Raw genomic sequence first — 22,759 nt, 5'->3', positions numbered from 1 at the left:
GCCTCGGGTGCCGGCGGCGTCGCGATCGCCCACGGCGGCGCCGTGCTCGAGGTGTCGGTCGCCCGGGTCGCGCACGGCGGCGGGGCCGCGGCGGCCGGCGAGCCGCACCTCGACTCGCCGATGCCGGGCACCGTCGTGCTCGTGCACGCCGCCGACGGCCAGCAGGTGGCCGAGGGGGATCCGGTGCTCGTCGTCGAGGCGATGAAGATGGAGCACGTGCTGCGCGCGGGCGTCGCCGGCACGGTGCACGTGCACGCCGCACAGGGCGACACCGTCGCCCGCGGGCAGACGCTCGCCACGATCACCCCCGCGGCGGACGAGGCGACTCGGACCGGTTCAAGGATCGAGGAGGAGCGCCGATGACCGGAAAGCGCATCGAGCAGCGCGGCCTGTACTTCGAGGAGTTCGAGGAGGGCGCGGTCTATCTGCACCGGCCCGGCCGCACGGTCACCGAGGCCGACAACGTGCTGTTCACCACGCTCACGATGAACACGCAGGCCCTGCACCTCGACGCCGCCTGGAGCGCCGGCACCGAGTTCGGCGAGCGCCTGGTGAACAGCATGTTCACGCTCTCCACGCTCGTCGGGCTCTCGGTGGCCCAGCTCACGATGGGGACGATCGTGGCGAACCTCGGCTTCTCCGACGTCTCGTTCCCCGCACCCGTGCGGATCGGCGACACCCTGTACGCGGAGACGCTCGTCGTCTCGAAGCGACTCTCGGCGTCGCGTCCCGGCCAGGGCGTCGTGCAACTCGCCCACACCGGACGCAACCAGGACGGCACGGTCGTCGCCCTCGCCACCCGGTCCACGCTCGTGCGGTGCGTGCCCGCGGAGGCGGGCGCCTGATGGCGGGGCCCTCCGGCGGACTGCCGGCCCGCCCGTTCCCGGGGCCGGCGCTGCTCTTCTGCCCCGCGGACCGCGACGACCGGTACGCGAAAGCGCTCGCGGCGGCCGACATGGTGATCCTGGATCTCGAGGACGCGGTCGCCCCTGCCGACAAGCCCGCTGCTCGCGAGCGCCTCGGCGCGTCGGCGCTCGATCCGCAGCGCACCATCGTGCGCGTCAATCCCGCCGGCACCGCGGACCACGCGCTCGATCTCGCGACGCTGGGCCGCACGTCCTACCGGACGGCGATGCTGGCCAAGGCCGAGTCCGCCGCCGACCTCGACGCGCTGCACGCGGCGGGCCTGCGCGTGCTCGCCCTGTGCGAGACGGCACGCGGGGTGGCGCGCGCCGAGGAGATCGCCGCGCATCCCGCGACGATCGGCCTGATGTGGGGCGCCGAGGATCTGGTGGCGAGCATGGGCGGCCGGTCGAGCCGTCTCACCACGGGGCCCCATGACGGACGCTACCGCGACGTCGCGCGGCACGCCCGCTCGCGCGTGCTGCTGGCGGCCAAGGCGTCCGGCCGGGCCGCGATCGACTCCGTCCACCTCGACATCGCCGACGCCGACGGACTCCGCGCCGAGGTCGAGGACGCGGCCGCGAGCGGCTTCGACGCGACCGCGTGCATCCACCCGAGCCAGGTCGCCGTCATCCGCGAGGGCTATGCCGCGACTCCCGAGGAGCGGGCCTGGGCCGAGCGCGTGCTCGCCGAGGCGGAGCGGCAGCCCGGGGTGTTCCGGTTCGAGGGCCGGATGGTCGACGAGCCGGTGCTGCGCCAGGCGAGAGCGGTCCTCGGGCGCTGACCGTCACTCCCAGACGGCGGTGTCGGGATCGACGCCGTGTGCGCGGGCGCTCTCGTCGACGATCGCACGGAACCAGTCCGCGAGACCGGGGCGGATCCCGTCGTAGTGGGCGGCGAAGGCCGGATCCGCCCGGTACATCCGGGCCAGGCACACCTGCATCGAACGGCTGAGCGGGAAGTATGCGGAGAACACCTCGCGGTGGCGGTCGACGAGGCGGTCCGCCGCGGGCTCACCGGGCGCTACCCCGTGGTCGAACGCGTCCGCGAGCGCCCCCTCGAACTCCGCCATGGCGTCCGCGATCGTCTGCCACTCCTCGGGGCCGCGTTCGGCCGAGCGCTCCGCGTACTGGGCCCACTGGGCCGTCGTGCCCCAGCGCATGCGCGCGCCCTCGACCCACGCGGGATCCCAATCGGGCCCGAACACCGCCCGCTGCTGCTCGGATGTGAGGAGGATCCCGCGCTCGTGCGCCGAGATCATCCGCTCCAGCCCGGTGTCCAGCTGCTCGAGGCGGGCGATGCGCTCGCGGATCCGCTCCCGGTGACGCCGCAGCTCCGCCGGCGCCGCCGCGTGCGAGTCGTCCAGCAGCGCACGGATCCCGGTGAGGCCCAGACCGAGCTCGCGGTAGACGATGATCCGCTGCAGCCGCTCCACGTCCGGGGCCGTATACAGGCGGTAACCTCCGCGCGTGCGCAGCGACGGACAGGCGAGTCCGACCGCGTCCCAGTGGTGCAGGGTGCGCACCGTCAGCCCCAGGGAGTCCGCGACGCGGCCGACGGTCAGCCCGTCCGCCGACGCCGCGGCTCCTCCGAGGCCGGCGGGGACGGGGGAATCACGCATCTCCCTCATTGTGCCCTTCGTGCGCGGGACCGACGATGCCCATCGCAGCGAGGTTCTGCGCCTCGTGGGATCCGGGGATGTAGGGCTTGGCCGCGGTGAAGACCACCCGCACATTCTCCGGTGTGATCACCTCAAGCTCCCGGGTGTTCCAGAAGGTGTCGGCCGGTCCCCGCACGGCGTCCGGTCGAAGCGCGCGGCAGGCCGCGGCGATCGGATCGAGCTGCTGCAGAACGCAGGAGAAGCCGATGCCGATCGCCGGCGCCGCCTCCTGGACCTGGTCGGAGAGCACGAGCAGCACGTCCTGGAACGCCCAGCGGCGCAGGTGCACGAGCCGTCCGGGAGTGCGGAACAGCTCGAAGAAGTCGAGTCCCTGCGTCCAGAAGGCGACGGACGCATCCAGATCCCGCGTCGGGACGGTGACGTAGGCCGGCATTCCGTAGATGCCGCGATACGGCTCAGGCGGCACGGCGTCGGGGCCGGGAGCCGGCACAGGACTGATCTCGAAGGCTTCGTAGTAATCGCTCATGAGGCCACGTTGGGCCCTCACGTCACGTCAGGGTCAAGCGCGGCCGGTTGGGGGCCCCGGACGCCATCGCTCAGACGGAGCCCGGGGCCGACCGGCTAGCCGTCCAGACCGAGTTTGATGCCCGTGTACAGCGGGTTCACCGACGAGTCGCGCGTGCTGAGCGGCGCCAGGTGGTACGAGCGCTCGATCGTGGCCAGGATCGAGGTCGTGTCGTACAGGGTGTGGTCGACGCTCGACGCCTGGAACTTGGCGCTGATGAGCAGCGCCGGGATCCGGGTGCCGGGGCCCCACTTGTCCACGACCGGCGGGGCGACGTGGTCGGCCTGTCCGCCGAACTCGTCATAGGTCACCACGACGAGCGTGTCCTTGGCGTCGGGGCCGCTCGTGATCGTCTTGATGAGGTCGACGAGGTGGTCGGATCCGTCCGGCTCGCTGGCGTATCCGGGGTGCTCGTTCTCGTCGCCGTAGGGCTTCACGAAGCTCACCGTCGGCAGCGTCCCGTTCTGCGCGGCCGAGATGAAGTTCTTCTCGTCCTGGAGGTGCGCGCGGCCCGGCTGTCCGGGAGCATAGGCGGCGAAGTAGTTGAACGGCTGGTGGTGGTACTGGAAGTTCACGCCGGGGTGCCCGGCCTCCGCATCGTCCCAGCCGCCCGCGTACCAGTTCCAGGAGATCCCCGCGGTGCTCAGCCGGTCGCCGATGTTCGGGTACTGGGTGTCGTCGATGAGCGGCAGCTGCGTGCCGCTGTTGTGCGGTGCGGACGCGGGCTGGATCGTGTTGATGGCGAAGTTGCCGCATGCCGCCGCGTAGTCGTTGCCGCCGGCGGGGCACGCCTGCGTCCACTGACTGTCCTTGATGGGGCCGGTCGCCGTGTACTTCGGGTAGTTGTTCGGCATGCCGTTCGCGTCGAGCACCGAGTTGGCCACCGACGGGGTGGTGTCCAGCGGGGTGCGCGCCGCGATGAGCCACTGGTGGTTCAGGAAGGATCCGCCGAACGCCGCCTGGAAGAAGTTGTCGGCGACGACGTAGTTCGGGGCGCCGTCCGCGTGCAGGTACTGGTAGATCGGCAGCTTCGTGGTGTCGTACTGCCCCTGGGTCAGGCCGACGGCGTCGGACCCGGTGACGTACCGGTCCATCTTCCCGCCGTCCTGCTGGTACTGCTCCTGGTAGAAGCGGTGCACGAGGTCACGCGTGCACCCGCCGGGCTCTCCGGTGCCGTTCAGCCAGCCGTTGGGCTTGTACGGGGTGCCGGCCACCGCGGGCGGGCAGGTCGTGTCGGTCGGGTGGATGTAGTCGTCGATCGTGAACGTCTGGTTGCCGAAGTGGCTCGCCGCGATGCCGTGCGTCGCGTCCTGACAGGTGTCGGACAGCGGCGGCGACGTGAGGTTCGCGTCCAGCTGCGGCAGGCACGCGTAGGCGCTCCCGTCCTGCGCCACCTGCGGAACGCTCTGGGTGCCGCGGACGGCGACGCCGCCGACCTCGCCCCACTTCCCGTACAGGTTGTCGAACGAATGGTTCTCCTCGTAGATCACGACGAGGTGCTTGAAGCCGCCGGGGATCGTGGTGGGTCCGCCCTTCGCGGAGTGCGACGACCCGCCGCCCGGTGCGCCGGGGGATCCGCCCGGCGCACCGAGTGCGGCACTGGCGGGGAGCAGCGATCCGGCGACGGCGAGAGCCGCGACGGCGAGGATGGCGAAGCGCTGGGACACGAAGGACCTTCCCTCTGGGTCTGCGCCGGCGGAGGCGCCGGACAGAGGGAGAGTAGATCCCCCGCCGCGCGAGGACAAGAGGATCCCGGATCGTTCTCCGGATGTTCTCCTGACGCGCCTCCGTCGGCGGCTACTCCCCGTTCAGCAGCTCCTGCACCCGCGCGACGGGCAGGCCCCGCACGCTGTGCCGGTGGCCGACCGTGCCCTCCCCCGCCACGAGCACGTTGAGCACGGCCTCCTCCGTCGCCTCGACCACCGCCGTGTACAGCGGATCCATCCGCCCCCAGGGCACGGCGCGCAGCGCGTCGAGCATGACGTCGTCGCCGTCTGCGGGGAAGCGGCTCGCCAGAGCGCCCTCGTTCGCCGTCGAGAAGGCGAGGAAGATGTCGCCCGAGAAGTGCGACCCTGCGGTCCCGGTGCGCGCGAGCCCGAGCGAGACCCGCCGCGCCATCGCCGTGCACTGGCCGGGGAGCAGCGGCGCATCGGTCGCGACCACCACGATCACGCTCCCCGCGCCCTGCGGCGGTGTCGCCGACCCCGTCGCCGGCGATGCGACGCCGCCCGGTTCCGCGGGCGCTTCGTCCTTGAGCACGGGCCCCACCGGCACCCCGCGCACCGTGAGCTCGGTCATCTCGCCGAAGTTCGCCTGCACGAAGACGCCGACCGTGTACTCCGCGTCGCCCAGCGCCACCCGGCGCGAAGCCGTTCCGGATCCGCCTTTGAACCCGTAGCAGATCATGCCGGTGCCGCCGCCGACCGCGCCCTCGTCGAGCGGCCCCGATCGGGCGCCGTCGAGCGCGCCGACGGCGTGCTCGGGACGCACGTGCAGTCCGTTGATGTCGTTCAGGCGCCCGTCCCACGTCTCCGCGACCACGGGGAGGAGCCACTGGTCCGCCGCGCCCGGCACGGCCTCGAGCATCCAGCGGATCGCGCCCTCGTGCGCCGCGCCGACCGAGTGGGTGTTGGTGATGAGCACCGGGGTGCCGAGGCTTCCGGACTCGGCGATCCACACCGAGCCGGTCATCTCGCCGTTGCCGTTGAGGGAGTGCACGCCGGCGGCCACCGGAGAAGCCGCTCCGGCCCGCCCCCGGGGCAGGATCGCCGTGACGCCCGTCCGGACGACGGCGGAATCGTGCTGCTCTATGAGCGTCGTGTAGCCGACCTCGACGCCGGATACGTCGGTGATCGCGTTGTGCGGGCCCGGGATCCCGCCGCGCACCAGCCCGAGGTCGCGGGCCCGTGCCCGGCTCACCCGCGCACCTCGTCCTCGAGCTCTTCGTCCGCCGGCAGCGGCAGGGTCCAGCGATCCGGCTTCCCGCGCAGGTAGAGCGCGTAGTACAGCAGGCCGATGCCGAAGATGCCGACGGCCACCGCGACGGGGACCCAGTCGGCGATGAGGCTCATGACGAGGATCACCAGGGTGGCGAGCGTCATCAGGATCGGCGCGACCGGCCACAACGGCATCCGGTACTCGGCGGCGTCGGTGGTGTGGTTGAGCCGGCCGACGAAGGCGGCGAGACCGACCAGGGCGTAGAGGATCACGATCCCCGCACTCGTGGCGACGAGCAGCACGCTGAACGGGACCAGCCACAGGCAGAGCGCGGCGATCACGCCGACGATGATCGTCGCCACGACCGGCGTGCGCAGCGTCGGATGGATCCGGCCCAGCGGGCGGTTGATCGCGTCGGGCCAGGAGCGATCCCTGGCGGAGGAGAACAGGGTGCGGCCGAACTGCAGGATGATCGCGAGCACCGCATTGATCACGGCGACGGCGATTCCCACGCTAACGAGGGTGTTCACGACCGGGCCGGCCCGTTCGGTCAGGAACTGCGTCATCGGCGAGGGAGACGCCACGAGGGCCGCGAGATCCTTCGACCCCAGGAGCACGGCGATCGTGGGCACGATCTCCGCGACCACCGCGATGAGCAGCGACCAGAGGATCGCGCGCCCGATCGTGGAGCGGGCGTTCTTGGTCTCCTCGGCGTAGTAGACCGCGGCGCCGTAGCCGTTGAACGCGAAGAGGGCGGTCGCGGTGTACGAGACGACGAGGCCGGCGGACGCGCTCACGAGCACCCCTCCGGGACCGCTCGTCGCGACGGTCCACAGCGTGGAGATCGGCTGGCTGACGTGCAGGAAGCCCACGACCGTCAGCACGACCAGGGCGCCGATCTCGAGCACGAGGAAGACGCCCGTGACCCACGCGTTGGTCTTGATCCCCAGGCAGGCGATGACGGTGGTCACCAGGATGACGACGATCCCGACCCATCCGCCGCCGAGGGCCTCCGAGAGCACCCCGAGGTACTGTCCGGCGCCCGAGGCGATCACGCCGATGATCAGCACGCCGCTGACCAGGTTCAGAAGGAACAGCCCGAAGCCCCAGGGCTTGCCGAGGGTGCGCGCGACGAACGCGTACTCGCCGCCCGTGATGGGGAAGGCGCTGGACAGTTCGGCGTAGCAGAGCGCGACGAACACGCCGACGAGCGCCCCGATGAGGAAGGCGAGCGCCGACGCGCCGCCGATGCCGTTGATGATCGCCGGAACGATGATGAACACGCTCGACGCCGGCGTCACCGCCGAGAGCGTGATCAGGATGTTCTCCTTGAAGGTCAGTCCGCGGGAGAGCTGCTGCTCGTACTTCCCGGTGTCGGGGACGATCCCGGGGGCCTTCGCCCCGAGCGCGCCCGCGGCTTCGCCGAGGTCCTCCTGCAATCCGTCGCTCATCGTCGAGCCTTTCGTCGAGTGGTCATTTGATTGCTCAGTCAAAAGTACGATCCTTGTTAAGTCAACGGTTGAATCCAATCTTTTGACTCCCGAATCAAACTCGTAACATTCGGAGTGGATCCGGATCGGATCCGCGGCGCGACTCGTCACCCTGAGAGGATGGGCGCATGGCAAGTGCGAAGAAGACGCCGGAGCGTCGCGACCAGCTGATCCTGGCGACGCTCGACGCGATCCGCGATCGCGGGATCGCGAACCTGCGCATCCAGGACGTCGCCGAGCGGGCCGGCGTGTCGACCGGCACCGTGCACTACCACTTCAACGACCTGGACCAGCTCATCGACGACGTCTACACGTGGGCGTGCGAGCGGTTCTACACGACGCGCCTGCAGGCCCTCGCCGACATCCCGGACGCGCGGGAGCAGCTCGCCGCGATGATCGACGCCGGGATCCCGAAGAGCGAGGACGACGCGCTCGTCATCGCGATGCACGACATCGACCTGTTCCGCCGGGGCAGCGCCACGATGGGGCCTCTCCTGCAGGCGCTGTACGACCGGCAGGTCGCGCTCTACTTCGCCGCACTGCAGCTCGGCGTCGCGCAGGGGCACTTCCGCCTCGCAGGTCCCATCATCGATCTCGCGCAGAACTTCGTCTCGCTCGAGGACGCGTACGAGCTGCACATCATCAGCGGCAACCGCTCCGCGAGCCCCCGTCGCGCACGCGAGCTCGTGCTCGGCTACGCGCGCATCGTCACGGGCTGCTCCGAGCTGTCCCTGCACCACTGAGGACGGCGGCGCTCACCCTCCCAGGAGCACGCAGCGCGCCGCGGTCGCGAGGATCGCGCGCTCGTTCGCGGATCCCGCGACGGTGTTGTGCGCCGTGGAGTTCAGCAGTCCGAACACCGCATGCATCATGACCTGGCGATCGGCCTTCTCGATCTCGGGCCGGATCCGCCCGACGACCTCGGCCCACAGGTCCAGATACTGGCGCTGCAGCTTGCGCACCTGGCGGTTCGCCGCCTTGGGCAGCGTTCCCAGCTCGCGGTCCTGCACGCGGATCACGTCGCGATGGGCCAGCGCGAACGTCAGGTGGAAGTCGATGAGCTCGTCCAGCAGCTCCCGATCGGACGCGTGCGTCGCGACGACGATCGCGGTCCCCCCGTGCAGCAGGAACTCGCTGGTGCCGAGCAGGATCTCCTCGAGCATGGCCTCCTTGCTCGGGAAATGCCGGTACAGCGCGGGCCCGGAGACCCCGACGGCGGTGCCCAGCTCGCCGATCGAGACGGCATGGAATCCGCGGTCCGCGAAGAGCCGGGCGGCGGCGTCGAGGAACAGCTGCCTCGTGCGTGCCTTCCCCTGCGCCCTCGCGGTGGTCATCCCGCAAGGATAGCGATCCTGGACAGTCGAGTGAATGCTCGCTAACATCTATTTCAGTTACCGATCGTTCACTGAGGAGCTGATCTGCGTGTCCGAGGCGATCCCGTCCGAACTCCCCGACGAGTACCGCGAACTGTCCGCGACGGTCCGCGACTTCGCCGAGCAGGTGGTGGCGCCGGTCTCAGCCCAGCACGATCGCGAGCACAGCTTCCCGTACGAGGTGATCGCCGCCATGGCGGAGCTCGGCCTGTTCGGCCTGCCGTTCCCCGAGGAGTACGGCGGGATGGGTGGCGACTACTTCGCGCTCTGCCTCGCCCTCGAGGAGCTCGCCAAGGTCGATCAGAGCGTCGCCATCACGCTCGAGGCCGGAGTCTCGCTCGGCGCGATGCCGATCTACCGGTTCGGCACGGAGGAGCAGCGGCAGCGCTGGCTGCCCTCCCTCGCCGCGGGCACGACGCTCGGGGCGTTCGGACTCACCGAGCCCGATGCCGGCAGTGACGCCGGTCGCACGCGCACCGCCGCACGCCTGGAAGGCTCCCCCGCCGACGGCGAGTGGGTGATCAACGGCGCGAAGCAGTTCATCACGAACTCCGGCACCGACATCACGGCCTTCGTCACCGTCACCGCCGTCACCGGCGAGAACGAGCGCGGCAAGGAGATCTCGACGATCATCGTGCCGTCCGGCACTCCGGGCTTCACGGTCGCGCCGCCGTACGACAAGGTCGGCTGGAACGCCTCCGACACGCACGGGCTCTCGTTCGACGACGTGCGCGTGCCCGCGGAGAACCTCCTCGGCGAGCGCGGCCGGGGCTACGCGAACTTCCTGCGGATCCTGGATGAGGGGCGCATCGCGATCGCCGCCCTCTCGGTCGGCGCCGCGCAGGGATGCGTGGACGAGGCGGTGCGCTACGCCAAGGAGCGACAGGCCTTCGGCACCCACATCGGCGGCCACCAGGCCATCGCGTTCAAGATCGCCCGGATGGAGGCGCGCGCGCAGGTCGCCCGCCGCGCGTACTACCACGCCGCCGCCCTGATGCTGGCGGGCAAGCCGTTCAAGCGGGAGGCGGCGATCGCCAAGCTCACCGCCGGCGAGGCCGCGATGGACAACGCCCGCGACGCGACCCAGGTGTTCGGCGGCAACGGCTTCATGAACGAGTACCGCGTGGCCCGCCACTACCGCGACTCGAAGATCCTCGAGATCGGCGAGGGCACCACGGAGGTGCAGCTCATGCTCATCGCGCGCGGCCTCGGCCTCTAGCGGCCTCCTCGCTTTTCGAAGCGCGCACCTGACCGCATCCGACGGCCCGATCGGGCCATTTGCGCGCGCTTCGAATCCGAGAGCGCGGGGCCGGAGACGCGGTAACCGACAAGAATCTGCCCGAAATCGGGCAGATTCTTGTCATTCGGGATCCTGGATCCGCATACTCGACTCATGACCGACGATGACCTGATCCACCGGATCGCGGCATCGACCGGTCTGCCGGCGAGCGTCGCCGCGCGGGTCGTCGACGACGTGCTCGCCTGGTACGACGAGTCCGTCGAGGCGTATGTGCGGCGCCGCCACGCCGAGCTCCAGCTCTACGGCACGCGCAACGCCGAGGCTTTCGCGCGCATCGCCGCCGAGCTCCGTGACCGCCGAGTGGCGGCCCCCGAGCTCTCGGAGCGGCAGCTGCGCCGCATCGTCTACGGCTGAGCGACCCGCCCGTCCACCCCTTCATCGATCCCTGAGGAGCTCCCCATGTGCGGAATCGTCGGATACATCGGCCACCAGGCCGCCGCCCCCGTCCTCGTCGAAGGCCTCACCCGCCTCGAGTACCGCGGCTACGACTCGGCCGGCCTCGCCGTCCTCGGCGCCAAGGGAACCACGGCGATCCGTCGCGTGGGCCGCGTGCGCGAGCTCGAGGCCGCACTGCCGAAGCGGCTGACCGGCACGGTCGGGATCGGCCACACCCGCTGGGCGACGCACGGACCCGCGGTCGAGCAGAACGCGCACCCGCAGCGCAGCCAGGACGGCCGGATCAGCGTCGTGCACAACGGCATCATCGACAACGCGGCGGCGCTGCGCGCGCAGCTCGCGCAGACCGGCGTCGAGTTCTCCAGCGACACCGACACCGAGGTCGTCGCGCACCTCATCGCCCAGTCCGAGGCCGCGACGCTCGAGGAGGCGGTGCTCGCCGCGCTCGGGCGGATCACGGGCACGTACGCCCTCGCCGTGCTGGACGAGCGGCATCCGGACCGGATCGTGCTGGCCCGGAGCGGGTCGCCGCTGATCATCGGCATCGGGGACAAGGAGATGCTCGTGGCCAGCGATGTCGCGGCGCTCGTGCGGCACACCGATCGCGTGGTGCACCTGGACGACGGCGAGCTGGCGACGGTCACCGCGACCGGGTTCCGCACGTTCGACCGCGGTAACAGCCCGACCAGCTCGGAGCCGGTCGAGATCAGCGTCGCCGCGGAGGACCTCGAGCTCAGCGGCTACCAGCACTTCATGCTCAAGGAGATCCACGAGCAGCCCGACGCCGCCGCGATGGTGCTGCGCGGCCGGCTGGACGAGCGGTTCGCCACCGCCCGCCTGGACGGCCTCGGCCTCGACCCCCGTGAGCTGCGCGGGTTCCGCCGGATCAAGATCCTCGGCTGCGGCTCCGCGTACTACGTCGGGCAGCTCGGCGCGCAGCTCATCGAGGACCTCGCTCGGATCCCGGCCGACGCGGAGGCCGCCTCGGAGTTCCGCTACCGCCAGCCGATCATCGAGTCGGACACGCTCTACGTCGCGGTGAGCCAGAGCGGCGAGACCGCCGACACCGCGTTCGCGGTCGAGGAGATCAAGCGCAAGGGCGGCCGGGTGATCGGCGTGGTCAACGTCGTCGGCTCGACGATCGCGCGCACCGTCGACGGCGGGATCTACCTGCACGCAGGGCCCGAGATCTCCGTCGCCTCCACCAAGGCGCTCACGAACATGGCGCTGTCGTTCGCCCTCCTCGCCCTGCATCTGGGACGACTGCACGATCTCTCCCACGCCGACGGACAGCGCATCCTGCGCGGGCTGCAGCGCATCCCCGAGCAGATCCGCGAGATCCTCGACGGCTCCGAGGCGATCGCCGCGGTCGCCGACGACGTCGCCAAGGCGCAGAGCGCGTTCTACGTGGGGCGGGTCCGCGGGTTCCCGGTCGCTCGGGAGGGCGCGCAGAAGCTCAAGGAGATCAGCTACATCCACGCGGAGGCCTACCAGACCAGCGAGCTCAAGCACGGGCCCCTCGCGCTCATCGACCCCGACATGCCCACGGTCGCCGTGATCCCGGACGACGAGCTCACCGACCGGAACCTCGCCGCCGCCGAGCAGATCCTCGCCCGCAAGGGGCCGCTCATCGCCATCACGCACGCCGGCGTCGACCTCGGCCATCTGGCCGCCCGCACGATCCTCGTCCCCAAGAACGAGCCCGAGCTGGATCCGATCCTGCTGACGATCCCCACCCAGCTCCTCGCCTATCACGCCGCCGTGCTGCTCGGGCACGACGTCGACAAGCCGCGGAACCTGGCCAAGTCGGTCACCGTCGAGTGACCCGCCTTCCCTCCGCCCGCGCCGGCACAGCCGGGCGGAGGGAGAATGGCAGCATGAGCACCCCTCTTCTGTCGTCCGGGCGGGACGCGGTCATCGTCGCCGCACGGCGCACCGCGGTCGGCATCGGCAAGCCCGAGCGCGGTGTCTTCCGCGGCATCCACCCGGTCGATCTGTCCACGCACCCCCTCCGGGCGGTGCTGGACGACACGGGACTGGATCCGGCGCTCGTCGACGACGTGATGTGGGGCTGCGTGTCCCAGGTCGGGGAGCAGTCGTTCAACGTGGGGCGCAACGCCGCCCTGGCCGCGGGGCTGCCCGAGCACGTCCCGGGGATGACGATCGACCGGCAGTGCGGCTCGTCGCAGCAGGCCATCCAGAGCGCCGCCGCGGCGATCATCGCGGGCTACGCCGACATCGTCGTCGCCGGGGGCGTCGAGGTGATGTCGCGGGTGCCGATGTTCTCCAGCGTCGCGGGCGCCGACCCCTACGGGCCGCTCATGCACGAGCGCTTCCCCGACCTCGGCAACCAGGGCGTGGGCGCGGAGCTGATCGCGAAACGGTGGGGGCTCACCCGCGGCGAGCTCGACGAGTTCTCGGTGCGTTCGCACCGGCGGGCGGCCGCGGCGACCGCGTCCGGGCTGTTCGCCGACGAGATCGTCCCGGTCGAGACCGGCGACGGCGAGGTCGTGACGGACCAGGGCATCCGCGGCGACTCCACGGTCGAGCGGCTCGCGACGCTGCCGACGCCGTTCGTCGCCGACGGCGTGGTGACCGCGGGCAGCGCCTCGCAGATCTCCGACGGGGCAGCGGCCGTGCTCATGATGACGAGCGCCAGGGCTGCCGAGCTCGGACTCGTGCCGATCGCGAGGGTGCACAGCGTCGCGGTCGTGGGCTCGGATCCGATCCTCATGCTGACCGGGCCCATCCCGGCGACTGCGAAGGTGCTGGAGCGCGCCGGCCTCGGCATCGCCGACATCGGCGCGTTCGAGGTGAACGAGGCCTTCGCGCCGGTCGTGCTGGCCTGGCTGCGCGAGACGGGGGCGGATCCGGAGCTCGTGAACCCGCGCGGCGGCGCCATCGCGCTCGGGCACCCGCTCGGCGCGTCCGGCGCGAGGCTCACCACCACTCTGCTGCACCACATGCGCCAGAACGGCATCCGCTACGGACTGCAGACCATGTGCGAGGGCGGCGGCATGGCCAACGCCACGGTGTACGAACTCGTCTAGCCCGTCTCGTCGGCGGGGTCAGGCGTCGATCACGCTCGGGCCGTCGGGGGTCGTGCGCACGGTGATCTGCGCGGGGATCTGCTCCTGCATCGCCTCGACGTGGCTGATCACGCCGACCGTGCGGCCGCCTGCCCGCAGTTCGTCGAGCGTGCGCATCGCGACGTCGAGCGTCTCGCCGTCGAGGGAGCCGAAGCCCTCGTCGATGAACAGGGTGTCGAGCTGGATCCCGCCGGCGCGGGCGGTCACGACCTCGGCGAGGCCGAGCGCGAGCGCGAGCGACCCGAGGAACGTCTCCCCGCCCGACAGCGACTGCGCCGGGCGCGTCTGCCCGGTGAACGCGTCGAACACGACGATGCCCAGTCCGCTCGCCGCCCCGCGCGCGGCACGGGCGTCGCTGTGCTGCAGCCGGTACCGCCCCGACGACATGTCGGCGAGGCGCAGGTTCGCGCTCGCGACGATCTCCTCCAGTTCGGCGGCGAGCACGAACGTCTCGAGGTTCATCCGATAGGCGTTGGCTCCGCGCCCCGCGAGCGTGTCGGCGAGCTGCTGCAGGATCTCGTGCTCCTCGGCCGCCGCGGCACCGCGGGTGTGCGCCGCCGTCGCCGTGGCGAGGAGGGATCCGAGCTGAGCCGCGATCGCGTCGGCGCGACCGGCGGCGTCGACGGCCCCGGTCCACGCGGTGCGGGCGGCGGCCTCCGCCGTCTCGTGGGGTGCGAGGTCGATGGGCTCGTCGGGCAGGGTGCGCAGCTCGAGCTCGAGCAGGATCGCCCGCTCCTTGGTGCGCCCGGCGGCGTGGACGGCGATCCGCTCCTCGAGCGCCGCCTGGTCGGCGGGGCTCCGCAGGGCCGCCCTGGCTGCCGAGGTGTCGTCGAACGGCGAGGCGGCGAGGGCCTCGTCCCGTTCGGCGCGGGCGGCTGCGGAGGTCTCCGCGCGGGCGTCGCGCTCCTCCAGCGAGGTGGCGAGCGCGAGCGCCGCCACGATCCGCACCGATGCGTGCTCCAGCCGCTCGGCGACCGTCTCGAAGTCGCCGCGGGCCCTCGCCACGGTCTCCTCCGCGGCCGCGAGAGACTGTCGCGCGAGCGCGAGCCGTTCGCGCGTCTCTGCCTGGCGCGCGGCGAGGCCTCCGATCTCTGCCTCGAGGACGTCGTCCTGCGCCCGGAGCGCGGCGAGGCGCTGCTCCACGTCGGCGGCGGACGCACCGGCCGCGGCGGATGCGGCGCGTTCCTCCGATGCCGCGGTCAGTTCCGCCTGGGCCTCGTCGACCGTGCGCCCGTCGGCGCGCGCGGTGGCCGCGGCGAGCGCGGCGTCCCGTGCGGCGAGGTCGGCCGTGGCCGCACGCACGCGCTCGGCGGCGCGCTCCCGCGCCTCGGTCGCCTCCGCGACGTCGTCGGCCGAGACCGGATCCGCGAGCGCGGCGGGGCTCGGGTGCTCGGTCGACCCGCAGACGCTGCAGGCCTCCCCCGGCACCAGAGCGGCAGCGAGTTCGCCCGCCATCCCCGCCTCACGGCGACGCCGCAGATCCGCGGCCCGCGCGAAGGCCTCGGCCGCATCGCGCTCGCGATCCGCGACCGTCTGCACCACCGCGGTGCGCTCCTCGGTGAGAGCCGCGGCCTCGCGAGCGGCGGTGAGCCGCGCAGTGGCGAGCACGACCGCGGCGTCTCGCTCGGTCAGCCGATCCGCCGACCGGCGCAGGTCGTCGCGTTCGGCCGTCAGCGCCTCGAGCGCGGCGGGCAGAGCCGCCCGCTCGTCCTCGCGGGCCGCGCGCGCGGCTGCGACGGCCTCCGCGTCGCCCTGTGCGGCGATGACCGCTTCCTGGAGGGCGCCGAGGCGCGCCTCGGCATCGGCCGCCTGCTGCCAGGCGCCGCTCGCACGGGTCAGCGCCGCGGCCCAGTCCCGCAGCGCCGGCGCCTCGGAGCCGTCGGGAGCCTCGGAGCCGTCGGGGGTCTCCGCGTCCTCGGCGGACGCGGCCTTCCAGGCCACGGCGGCGTCCGCCGCCTGCGCCTCCGAGGCCTCCGCCCTGGCCGCCGCGCGCTCGGCCGCGTCCAGCACGTGCCGGAGCGCCTCGGCGGTGCGCGCCTGCTCGAGCGTGCGCCGGTCGGCGTCGATGCGCGGCGCCTCGGCGTCCAACGCGGCGAGCGCGGAACGGGCGCGGTCCCGCTCGATCTGCGCCTGGCGCTCCTCACGCGCGACGGTCAATGCCGCGGTCGCCGCGCGGTGCGCGGTCTCGGCGATGTCGCGCTCCTGGCGGCGCTGCTCGGCGCGGTAGTCGGCGCGCGCGCCCGCTCGGCGGAGGGCCTCCAGACGCCCCTCGACGGATGCGCCCTGCGCCTCTCCGCCCTCGGCGACGGCTCCGCCGAGCTCGTGGTCGGCGACGAGCTGCTCCGCGTCCTCGATGCGGGCGAGCACGGCGGCGCGACCGGCGCCGAGCGCCTGCTCCGAGGCGCGACGGCGCTCGTCGAAGCGCGCCTGATAGTCCTCGAACCGCCCCGTGCCGAACAACCGGCGCAGGAGCGACTGCCGCTCGCGGCTGTCGGCGAGCAGGAAACGCGCGAAGCGCCCTTGCGCGAGCAGGATCACCTGGAGGAACTGCTGCAGGTTCAGCTGCAGGATCTCGTCGAGCGCGTGCGCGACGTCGACCTCCCGCGCGGCGCGGCCGATCCAGGCTCCGCCGACGAGCTCCTCGAGGGCCACGGACGACGCCTGCTTCGTCAGCCCTCCGCCGCGCTTGGCCGGTCGCTGGTACTCGGGGGACCGGGTCACCCGGAACCTCCCCGCGACCGTGCTGAACTCCACGACGACCTCGGTCGGATCCGCGGGCTCGCAGTGGTCGCTCCGCAGCCGCTTCTCGCCGCCTTCATAGCGCGGGACGTTGCCGTACAGCCCGAAGCAGACCGCGTCGAGGATGCTCGACTTGCCGGCGCCCGTGCGGCCGCCGATCAGGAACACGCCGTCGTCGGCGAAGGCGTCGAAGTCGATCGTCTGGCGGCGGAGGAACGGGCCGAAGCCCTCGATCTCGAGGCGGTGCAGTCTCACGGCGTGCGGGCCCTCCTCAGACCAGCGCCTCCGCGAGGGTGCGGTCGTCCAGCACCTCGCGGATCAGCTCCCGCTCGCGCGGGCTCGCTCCGGCTCCCGCGCGCACGTGGGCGAGGAACGCGTCGATGCGCTCCTCATCGGTGACCGCGCTGCGCAGCCGCTCGCCATAGGAGCGCTCCTCGGTGGTCGCCGTGACGGCGGGCTCGTGCTGCACGAGCGCGCAGAACGGGTACTTCTCGCGCAGGCGTCGCATCGGCTCGGTCTGCGGGAGGTCGTCGGTGTAGACGGCGCACACCCAGTCGTCGGCGTGCGCCGCGACGAGGTCGGCGGACAGGATCTCGTCGAAGGATCCGGTGAGCGTGACCAGACGGCGCGGCACCGGGAGATCGAGCCACGACGCCTCGACCGCGCCGGCGGCGTCGAGGTCGACCAGCCAGGATCCCCGCGGCTTGTGCTGCTCGCCGAAGCTGTAGTGCAGCGGCGCCCCGGCGTAGCGGACGCGCTCGGTGAGCGCCTGGCGGCCGTGGATGTGCCCGAGCGCGACGTAGTCGATGCCGTCGAAGACCGACACCGGGACCATGTCGATGCCGCCCTGCCGGATCTCGCGTTCGAGCCCGGTCGTCGCGTCGACGCCCGCCGCGAAGCAGTGCGCGATCACGACCGAGCGCCCGGGGTGCTCAGCGAGCCCCGCGCGCACGAGCTCCATGGCGCGGGCGACGGTCTGCGCCTGGGTGCGCAGCGGACGCGCCTCGGCTCCAGCCTGCTCCTGCGGCTGGAAGGCCGCGTGCTGGCGGACGATGGCCGGCTCCAGGTACGGCACTCCGAAGAAGCGCACCGGGCCGTGCTCATCGGAGAGGGTGATCGGCTCGCCGACCGTGCGCGGATCCGTCACGACGTGGATCCCCGCGCGCAGCAGCCGCGCCTGGAAGCCCAGCCGTGCGGCGGAGTCGTGGTTCCCGCTCGTGACTATCACCTGCGCGCCGGCGTCGGACAGGCCGACGAGCGCGTCGGTCAGCAGGGTGTACGCCTCGGCGGCGGGGGTCGCGGAGTCGAACACGTCACCGGCGACGACCACCACGTCGACGTCGTTCTCCCGCACCTGCGCCACGAGCGCGTCGAGCACCTCGGCGAGCGCCCCCAGGGTGGAATGCCCGTGGAAGCCCCGGCCGATGTGCCAGTCGCTGGTGTGCAGGATCCTCATGCCCTCCACGCTACGGACGGCATCCGACATTCCCTCCGAGGCGTGCCGGGGTCGGCCGCGACCCCTGTGCCGCGGCGTGCACGGCGTAACAGAGCGTCACAGAGGCCGGATCCGCGGTAGGGCTCAGCGCGTGCGCAGCAGATCCGCCCGCTCGGGGTGCGCCTCGAACCAGTCCGCGACGTACCAGCAGACTGCGTCGATGCGCCGGTCCCCGCGGCGCGCGATGTCGTCGACCGCACCCTCGACCACGACGGCCGCATAGCCGGATCCGCGGAAAGTCGGGATGGTGAAAGCCCTCGTGAGCGCCATCGTGCGCCCGTCGTCGCGGTAGTCGAGCACGCTCACCAGCACGCCGTCGCGCGTCAGCGTGTACCGCGACGCGTCGTCCTCCCGGGTGAGCACGAACCGCGGCGTCGCCCTCTACGTCGGCATCGACGAGCTGAAGGCCGCCACCAACGGGGTGAGCCTGCCGCTGCTGGTGGACGCCCTGCGCCGCACCCTCGCCGAGCTGGCCCCCGACGCCGAGACGCACGCCACCGTCGCCCTCGCCCCGCAGGGCACCGGAGGCCGCGACCTCGACGTCGTCCGCCTCGCCCTGCACGAGCCCGGCGCGATCGCCCGCTCCAAGGCCGAGGCCGAGGAGCGCGAGCCCCAGGACGGCGGAGGCGTCGTGGTCGACATCTCCCGCAAGCGCGTGCTGATCGACGGCGAGTCGGCGGCGTTCACCTACAAGGAGTTCGAGCTCCTGCAGTACCTCGTGCTGCGCGAGGGCTCGACGATCGAGCGCTCCGAGCTGGTCTCCGCACTCTGGCAGACCTCCGACGAGGAGGCTCCGGGCGAGCGCACGATCGACGTGCACGTGCGCCGGCTGCGCGCCAAGCTCGGCCGCTACGAGGACATCGTCCGCACCGTGCGCGGCGTGGGCTACCGGTTCGACCGGCACGCCGACGTCGCGATCCGCTACGGCGTGGGCACCCCCTCCCCCGACCGCTTCTGAGCACCCCGGCGGGTGGTCGGCCGGGATCCTGAGTCCCGCTGTCGGCCCGCGGATCTAGGGTGTTCCCATGACCCTCGCCGCGGATCCCGCACCCCGCGCGTGGCCGGTGCGCGAGAGCGCATACCGCCCGCGTGCGGCGCTCGATCTGCACGAGACCGTCGGCATCCTGCGCCGCGGTCCGAAGGATCCGACGATCGTGCGCGACGGACCGGTGCTCTGGCTCGCGCTGCGCACGCCGGCCGGCATCGCGACGCTCGCGCTCCGGCCCGGCTCCGGCGAGGTGCGCGCGAGCGCCTGGGGTCCGGGCGCCGAGGAGGCGCTCGCCCAGGTTCCCGCACTCTGCGGGGCGCTCGACGCCCCGGACGGCTTCGACCCGTCGTCGCATCCCGTGCTGGCCGACGCCGCACGACGCCTTCCCGGCCTGCGGCTCAGTCGCACCGACGCGGTCTTCGACGCGCTGGCGGGGGTCGTCCTCGAGCAGAAGGTCACCGGGTTCCAGGCGTACGGCGCCTGGCGTGTGCTCGTCTCCCGCTTCGGCGACCCCGCTCCCGGCCCGACGCCGCGCGCGATGGCCGTCGCGCCCGACGCCGCGGGATGGCGCCGGATCCCGTCCTGGGCCTGGCACCGGGCCGGAGTGCAGCCGCCGCAGTCCCGCACGCTCGTGCGCGCTGCTGAGCGGGCACCCAGCCTCGAGCGCGCCGTGCTCGCCGCCGCCGACGGCGACGCCCGCGACGCCGCGCTCACCAGCCTGCCCGGCATCGGCCCGTGGACTGCGGCGGAGACCCGGATCCGCGCCCTCGGAGACCCGGACGCCGTGAGCGTGGGCGACTACCACCTCGCGCATGAGGTCGGCTTCGCGCTCACCGGCCACCGCACCGACGACGCCGGCATGCTCGAGCTGCTCGCTCCCTGGGCCGGCCATCGGCAGCGGGTGGTACGGCTCATCCGCCTGAGCGGCGTGGCAGAGCCGCGACGCGGTCCCCGGCTCGCCCCGGAGGACCACCGCTCGCGGTGAGCCCCGGGCCGGCGGGTCCGCTCAATGCCACACGGCGAGCGGTCCGTCCGGGCCCTCGATCACAGTGACGGGCGTCTCGAACACCTCGGTGAGCACGTCGCCGCGCATGATCTCGGATACCGGACCGAAGGCGACCACGGCGCCGTCCTTCATCGCGCAGATCCGGTCGGCGTAGCGCGCGGCGAAGTTGATGTCGTGCAGCACCACGACGACGCTCTTGCCGAGCTCGTCCGAGATCCGCTGCAGATGCCGCATCATGCGCACCGCGTGCTTCATGTCGAGGTTGTTGAGCGGCTCGTCCAGCAGCACGGTGCCGGTGTCCTGCGCGAGCACCATCGCGACATACGCGCGCTGCCGCTGACCGCCGGAGAGCTCGTCGAGGTACCGCTGCTCCAGCTCGCCGAGCCCGAGGAAGTCGATCGCCCGGCTGACCGCGTCCTCGTCGGCGCGCGTGAGGCGGCCCCTGCTGTGCGGGAACCGGCCGAACCCCACCAGCTGGCGGACCGTGAGCCGGGTCACGAAGTGGTTCTCCTGGCGCAGGATCGACACGACCGTGGCCAGATCCTTCGAGCGGGTGGCGGCGACGTCGAGTCCGGCGATCCGGATGGATCCCTCGTCCATCCCGAGCAGCCGCCCGATCATGGTGAGCAGCGTCGACTTGCCGGCGCCGTTGGGGCCGATCAGCGCCGTCACGCCTTCGGCGGGGATCTCCAGGTCGACCGGACCGATCGACACCTCGTCGCCGTAGCGCTTGCGGACGCCGGCGATCGAGATCCCGGCGCCGGCTCCGGTCCGCCGGCCGTGCGGAGCTCGAGTGCGGACCTTGTTCATAGACGTCCCTTCCTGAGCAGGACGAGCAGGAAGACGGATCCGCCGACCAGCTCGATGATGATGGAGACGGCGCCCTGCGCCGCGAAGACGTGCTTCATCACGAAGTACGCGCCGCCCAGCACGGCGATCGCGGCGAGGATCGCGACCGGGAGCACGAGGCGGTGGTCGTGCGTGTCCGCCAGCTGGTACGCGAGCGTCGCGACGAGGAAGCCGAGGAACGTCATGGGCCCCACGAGCGCGGTCGAGGTCGCCATGAGCACGGCAACGAGCAGCAGCACCCTCAGCTGCTCGCGCCGGTGGTCGACGCGAAGCGCGTTCGCGGCGTCGGATCCGAGCGCCAGCACGTTCAGCCGGCGCGAGCGGAGCAGGAGCAGCACGGATCCGGTCAGGCACAGCGGGATCGCGAGCGGCAGGTAGGACGCCTCGGCATTGGCGATGCTCCCGAACAGGCGCGCGGAGAGCACGTCGAACTCGCTCGGCGTGAGCATCCGCTGCAGGAACGTCGACACCGCGCCGAGCCCGCCCCCGATCACGATGCCCACAAGGAGCATCACGTGCATGCTGCCGCGCCGCCCCGACAGCAGCCATCCGTACAGCGCCACGGCGAACCCGGTCATCAGCACGATCTGCAGGGCGAACTGGGGCACGCCCTGCAGCGCGGTGACGCCCGCGGCTCCGAGCGCGAACACGGCCGCGGTCTGGATCGCCGTGTACAGGGACTCGAACCCCATGATCGACGGGGTCACGATGCGATTGTTCGCCGCGGTCTGGAACGCGACCGTCGCGGTGGCCTGCGCGACCGCGACCACGAGGATCACGACCACGCCGGTGACGCGCAGCTGCACGATCCGCCAGAAGCCGTCGGTGCCGAACGGCATGGGGTTGCCGTGCACGAGCAGGCCGGTCAGCGCCGCCCCGGCGACGACCGCGAGCATCGCGACCACGAGCGCGTAGCGGCGTCGCGCACGGGCGGTCGGGAACGCTCCGGACGTGCGCCCGCCTGCGGATCCGACCCGGGCAGTGCTCGCGGTCAGCGCCTCAGCCACGGGGCCGCGTCCTCAGGATCAGCACGAGGAACACCGCGCCGCCGACCAGGCCCAGCACGAGGGAGACCGGAACCTCGAACGGCATGATGACGGTGCGCCCGATCAGATCGCACACGGTGACCAGGCCCACGCCCAGCAGGCACACCCACGGCAGGTTGCTGCGCAGGTCGTCGCCGCGGATCATCGACACCACGTTCGGCACGATCAGTCCCACGAAGGGCAGATTGCCGACGACCACCGTCACCACGCCCGTGGTCGCGGCGATGAGCACCGTGCCGAGCAGCACGACCCTGCCGTGGTTCAGGCCGGCGTTCGTCGCGATCTCCTCCCCGAGCCCCGCGATCGTGAAGCGGTCGGCGACGACGAAGACGATCACGCCGACGATCGCGACGATCCAGAGCAGCTCGTACTGCCCGCGCAGCACGGAGGTGAAGCTGCCCGCGAACCACACACCGAGGGTCTGCAGGGTGTTGGTCGCGAGGGCGAGGTAGGTCGAGACGGATCCGATCACCGCGCCCAGCATGATGCCCACGATCGGGACGATCAGTGAGGAACGCAGCGAGACCCGGCGCAGGAAGGCGAAGAACACCAGCGTGCCGGCGAACGCGCAGAGCACCGCGCCGGCCATCCGCAGCGGGATGCTCGGATGGGGCACGAGCACCGAGACGGCCAGCAGCCCGAGGCCCGCCCACTCCGTCGTCCCGGTCGTCGTGGGCTCGACGAAGCGGTTCTGCGTCAGCATCTGCATCACGAGGCCCGCCATCGCCATCGAGGCGCCGGCCAGCACGAGCGCGGTCGTCCGGGGGATCCTCGTGATCGCGAACATCTCCGCGCCGCCGGCGGATCCGGTCACGTCGTAGACGCCGACGAACAGCGACAGCACGAGGAGCCCCGCGATCACGAGGACGCCGACGAGCAGCGCCGGATCGAAGAGCCGCGCCCGACGGCCGACAGGACGCAGGATCCGGTCGGTCGTCGAGCGCTGGCGAAGAGTCAGCATG

Annotated in this window: 22 protein-coding genes; 10 read left to right on the top strand and 12 right to left on the bottom strand. The window is 72.1% G+C overall.

Features of this window, described 5'->3' with window-relative positions:
- The 3 genes from RL72_RS15030 to RL72_RS15020 form a co-directional block, all read left to right on the top strand.
- Positions 1–363: acyl-CoA carboxylase biotin carboxyl carrier protein subunit (locus tag RL72_RS15030; RefSeq protein WP_045251642.1), on the top strand; the 363-nt coding region annotated here is incomplete at its 5' end.
- A complete protein-coding gene (locus RL72_RS15025) occupies positions 360–845 on the top strand; it encodes a MaoC family dehydratase (protein ID WP_045251641.1) in 486 nt (161 codons plus the stop codon). The genes RL72_RS15030 and RL72_RS15025, both read left to right, overlap by 4 nt.
- Positions 845–1,687 carry an HpcH/HpaI aldolase/citrate lyase family protein gene (locus RL72_RS15020; RefSeq protein WP_045251640.1) on the top strand — a complete coding sequence of 281 codons (843 nt, stop codon included), beginning with the start codon at positions 845–847 and terminating at the stop codon, positions 1,685–1,687. The genes RL72_RS15025 and RL72_RS15020 overlap by 1 nt, the downstream gene beginning before the upstream one ends.
- Before the next feature lie 3 nt (positions 1,688–1,690).
- Here RL72_RS15020 and RL72_RS15015 read toward each other — a convergent pair whose 3' ends face one another.
- From RL72_RS15015 to RL72_RS14995, 5 genes are all read right to left on the bottom strand, one after another.
- Positions 1,691–2,524: a MerR family transcriptional regulator gene (locus RL72_RS15015; protein WP_045251639.1), complete on the bottom strand. Its 834-nt coding sequence runs from the start codon at positions 2,522–2,524 to the stop codon at positions 1,691–1,693.
- Entirely contained in the window at positions 2,517–3,050 is a 534-nt protein-coding gene (locus tag RL72_RS15010) for a VOC family protein (protein ID WP_045251638.1), read from the bottom strand. The genes RL72_RS15015 and RL72_RS15010 overlap by 8 nt, the downstream gene beginning before the upstream one ends.
- Before the next feature lie 95 nt (positions 3,051–3,145).
- The gene (locus RL72_RS15005; RefSeq protein ID WP_045251637.1) at positions 3,146–4,756 is read right to left on the bottom strand and encodes an alkaline phosphatase family protein; all 1,611 of its coding nucleotides are present in this window, start codon (positions 4,754–4,756) and stop codon (positions 3,146–3,148) included.
- A gap of 130 nt (positions 4,757–4,886) precedes the next feature.
- Positions 4,887–6,008, bottom strand: coding sequence for a DmpA family aminopeptidase (locus RL72_RS15000; protein ID WP_045251636.1), 1,122 nt, complete (start codon positions 6,006–6,008; stop codon positions 4,887–4,889).
- Complete coding sequence (locus tag RL72_RS14995; RefSeq protein ID WP_082072429.1) at positions 6,005–7,477, bottom strand: APC family permease; 1,473 nt, start codon at positions 7,475–7,477, stop codon at positions 6,005–6,007. The genes RL72_RS15000 and RL72_RS14995 overlap by 4 nt, the downstream gene beginning before the upstream one ends.
- 167 nt (positions 7,478–7,644) lie before the next feature.
- On the opposite strand from RL72_RS14995, the gene RL72_RS14990 reads away from it, so the two are divergent.
- Entirely contained in the window at positions 7,645–8,259 is a 615-nt protein-coding gene (locus RL72_RS14990; protein WP_045251635.1) for a TetR/AcrR family transcriptional regulator, read from the top strand.
- A 12-nt stretch (positions 8,260–8,271) separates the two neighbouring features.
- Here the strand turns inward: RL72_RS14990 and RL72_RS14985 are convergent, their stop codons facing one another.
- Complete coding sequence (locus tag RL72_RS14985) at positions 8,272–8,850, bottom strand: TetR/AcrR family transcriptional regulator (protein WP_045251634.1); 579 nt, start codon at positions 8,848–8,850, stop codon at positions 8,272–8,274.
- 34 nt (positions 8,851–8,884) lie between these two features.
- On the opposite strand from RL72_RS14985, the gene RL72_RS14980 reads away from it, so the two are divergent.
- The 4 genes from RL72_RS14980 to RL72_RS14965 all read left to right on the top strand — a co-directional run bounded on the left by RL72_RS14980 (position 8,885) and on the right by RL72_RS14965 (position 13,635).
- Entirely contained in the window at positions 8,885–10,108 is a 1,224-nt protein-coding gene (locus tag RL72_RS14980; protein WP_082072428.1) for an acyl-CoA dehydrogenase family protein, read from the top strand.
- Positions 10,109–10,282: 174 nt separating this feature from the next.
- Complete coding sequence (locus RL72_RS14975; protein ID WP_045251633.1) at positions 10,283–10,543, top strand: hypothetical protein; 261 nt, start codon at positions 10,283–10,285, stop codon at positions 10,541–10,543.
- Between the two features lie 45 nt (positions 10,544–10,588).
- Positions 10,589–12,409: a glutamine--fructose-6-phosphate transaminase (isomerizing) gene (glmS, locus tag RL72_RS14970; RefSeq protein WP_045251632.1), complete on the top strand. Its 1,821-nt coding sequence runs from the start codon at positions 10,589–10,591 to the stop codon at positions 12,407–12,409.
- A 53-nt stretch (positions 12,410–12,462) separates the two neighbouring features.
- Positions 12,463–13,635: a thiolase family protein gene (locus RL72_RS14965; RefSeq protein ID WP_045251631.1), complete on the top strand. Its 1,173-nt coding sequence runs from the start codon at positions 12,463–12,465 to the stop codon at positions 13,633–13,635.
- An 18-nt stretch (positions 13,636–13,653) separates the two neighbouring features.
- On the opposite strand, the gene RL72_RS14960 is transcribed toward RL72_RS14965, so the two are convergent.
- The 3 genes from RL72_RS14960 to RL72_RS14950 form a co-directional block, all read right to left on the bottom strand.
- On the bottom strand, positions 13,654–16,668 hold the full coding sequence (locus RL72_RS14960; protein ID WP_045251630.1) for an AAA family ATPase: 3,015 nt from the start codon (positions 16,666–16,668) through the stop codon (positions 13,654–13,656).
- Positions 16,669–16,684: 16 nt separating this feature from the next.
- On the bottom strand, positions 16,685–17,869 hold the full coding sequence (locus RL72_RS14955) for an exonuclease SbcCD subunit D (protein WP_045251629.1): 1,185 nt from the start codon (positions 17,867–17,869) through the stop codon (positions 16,685–16,687).
- Positions 17,870–17,992: 123 nt separating this feature from the next.
- A complete protein-coding gene (locus RL72_RS14950; protein WP_045251628.1) occupies positions 17,993–18,271 on the bottom strand; it encodes a GNAT family N-acetyltransferase in 279 nt (92 codons plus the stop codon).
- On the opposite strand from RL72_RS14950, the gene RL72_RS14945 reads away from it, so the two are divergent.
- On the top strand, positions 18,264–18,866 hold the full coding sequence (locus tag RL72_RS14945; protein WP_045251627.1) for a winged helix-turn-helix domain-containing protein: 603 nt from the start codon (positions 18,264–18,266) through the stop codon (positions 18,864–18,866). The two genes, RL72_RS14950 and RL72_RS14945, sit on opposite strands and share 8 nt — an antisense overlap.
- Before the next feature lie 67 nt (positions 18,867–18,933).
- Positions 18,934–19,881, top strand: coding sequence for a DNA-3-methyladenine glycosylase family protein (locus tag RL72_RS14940; protein WP_045251626.1), 948 nt, complete (start codon positions 18,934–18,936; stop codon positions 19,879–19,881).
- Between the two features lie 21 nt (positions 19,882–19,902).
- Here the strand turns inward: RL72_RS14940 and RL72_RS14935 are convergent, their stop codons facing one another.
- From RL72_RS14935 to RL72_RS14925, 3 genes are read right to left on the bottom strand one after another with little or no spacing between them, the layout of a single operon-like run.
- A complete protein-coding gene (locus tag RL72_RS14935) occupies positions 19,903–20,712 on the bottom strand; it encodes an iron ABC transporter ATP-binding protein (protein ID WP_045251625.1) in 810 nt (269 codons plus the stop codon).
- Positions 20,709–21,758, bottom strand: a complete 1,050-nt coding sequence (locus tag RL72_RS14930; protein ID WP_248700488.1) for an iron chelate uptake ABC transporter family permease subunit — start codon at positions 21,756–21,758, stop codon at positions 20,709–20,711. The genes RL72_RS14935 and RL72_RS14930 overlap by 4 nt, the downstream gene beginning before the upstream one ends.
- Entirely contained in the window at positions 21,751–22,758 is a 1,008-nt protein-coding gene (locus tag RL72_RS14925) for an ABC transporter permease (RefSeq protein ID WP_082072426.1), read from the bottom strand. Before RL72_RS14925 ends, RL72_RS14930 begins: the two co-directional genes overlap by 8 nt.
- Position 22,759: the final 1 nt, after the last annotated feature.

This window comes from Microbacterium azadirachtae (assembly GCF_000956545.1).
In the GTDB taxonomy this organism is placed as follows: domain Bacteria; phylum Actinomycetota; class Actinomycetes; order Actinomycetales; family Microbacteriaceae; genus Microbacterium; species Microbacterium azadirachtae.
The sequence above is the reverse complement of the archived record's forward strand: the minus strand, read 5'-3'. Positions and strand labels throughout refer to the sequence as shown.

Excerpts from the sequence above, each read along its gene's own strand:
- RL72_RS14985 (WP_045251634.1), bottom strand. The coding sequence starts at position 8,850 with ATGACCACCGCGAGGGCGCAGGGGAAGGCACGCACGAGGCAGCTGTTC.
- RL72_RS15015 (WP_045251639.1), bottom strand. The coding sequence starts at position 2,524 with ATGCGTGATTCCCCCGTCCCCGCCGGCCTCGGAGGAGCCGCGGCGTCG.
- RL72_RS14955 (WP_045251629.1), bottom strand. The coding sequence starts at position 17,869 with ATGAGGATCCTGCACACCAGCGACTGGCACATCGGCCGGGGCTTCCAC.
- RL72_RS14975 (WP_045251633.1), top strand. The coding sequence starts at position 10,283 with ATGACCGACGATGACCTGATCCACCGGATCGCGGCATCGACCGGTCTG.
- RL72_RS15025 (WP_045251641.1), top strand. The coding sequence starts at position 360 with ATGACCGGAAAGCGCATCGAGCAGCGCGGCCTGTACTTCGAGGAGTTC.
- RL72_RS15020 (WP_045251640.1), top strand. The coding sequence starts at position 845 with ATGGCGGGGCCCTCCGGCGGACTGCCGGCCCGCCCGTTCCCGGGGCCG.
- RL72_RS14965 (WP_045251631.1), top strand. The coding sequence starts at position 12,463 with ATGAGCACCCCTCTTCTGTCGTCCGGGCGGGACGCGGTCATCGTCGCC.
- RL72_RS14990 (WP_045251635.1), top strand. The coding sequence starts at position 7,645 with ATGGCAAGTGCGAAGAAGACGCCGGAGCGTCGCGACCAGCTGATCCTG.
- RL72_RS14980 (WP_082072428.1), top strand. The coding sequence starts at position 8,885 with ATGCTCGCTAACATCTATTTCAGTTACCGATCGTTCACTGAGGAGCTG.
- glmS (WP_045251632.1), top strand. The coding sequence starts at position 10,589 with ATGTGCGGAATCGTCGGATACATCGGCCACCAGGCCGCCGCCCCCGTC.
- RL72_RS14925 (WP_082072426.1), bottom strand. The coding sequence starts at position 22,758 with ATGCTGACTCTTCGCCAGCGCTCGACGACCGACCGGATCCTGCGTCCT.
- RL72_RS14935 (WP_045251625.1), bottom strand. The coding sequence starts at position 20,712 with ATGAACAAGGTCCGCACTCGAGCTCCGCACGGCCGGCGGACCGGAGCC.
- RL72_RS14940 (WP_045251626.1), top strand. The coding sequence starts at position 18,934 with ATGACCCTCGCCGCGGATCCCGCACCCCGCGCGTGGCCGGTGCGCGAG.
- RL72_RS15010 (WP_045251638.1), bottom strand. The coding sequence starts at position 3,050 with ATGAGCGATTACTACGAAGCCTTCGAGATCAGTCCTGTGCCGGCTCCC.
- RL72_RS14995 (WP_082072429.1), bottom strand. The coding sequence starts at position 7,477 with ATGAGCGACGGATTGCAGGAGGACCTCGGCGAAGCCGCGGGCGCGCTC.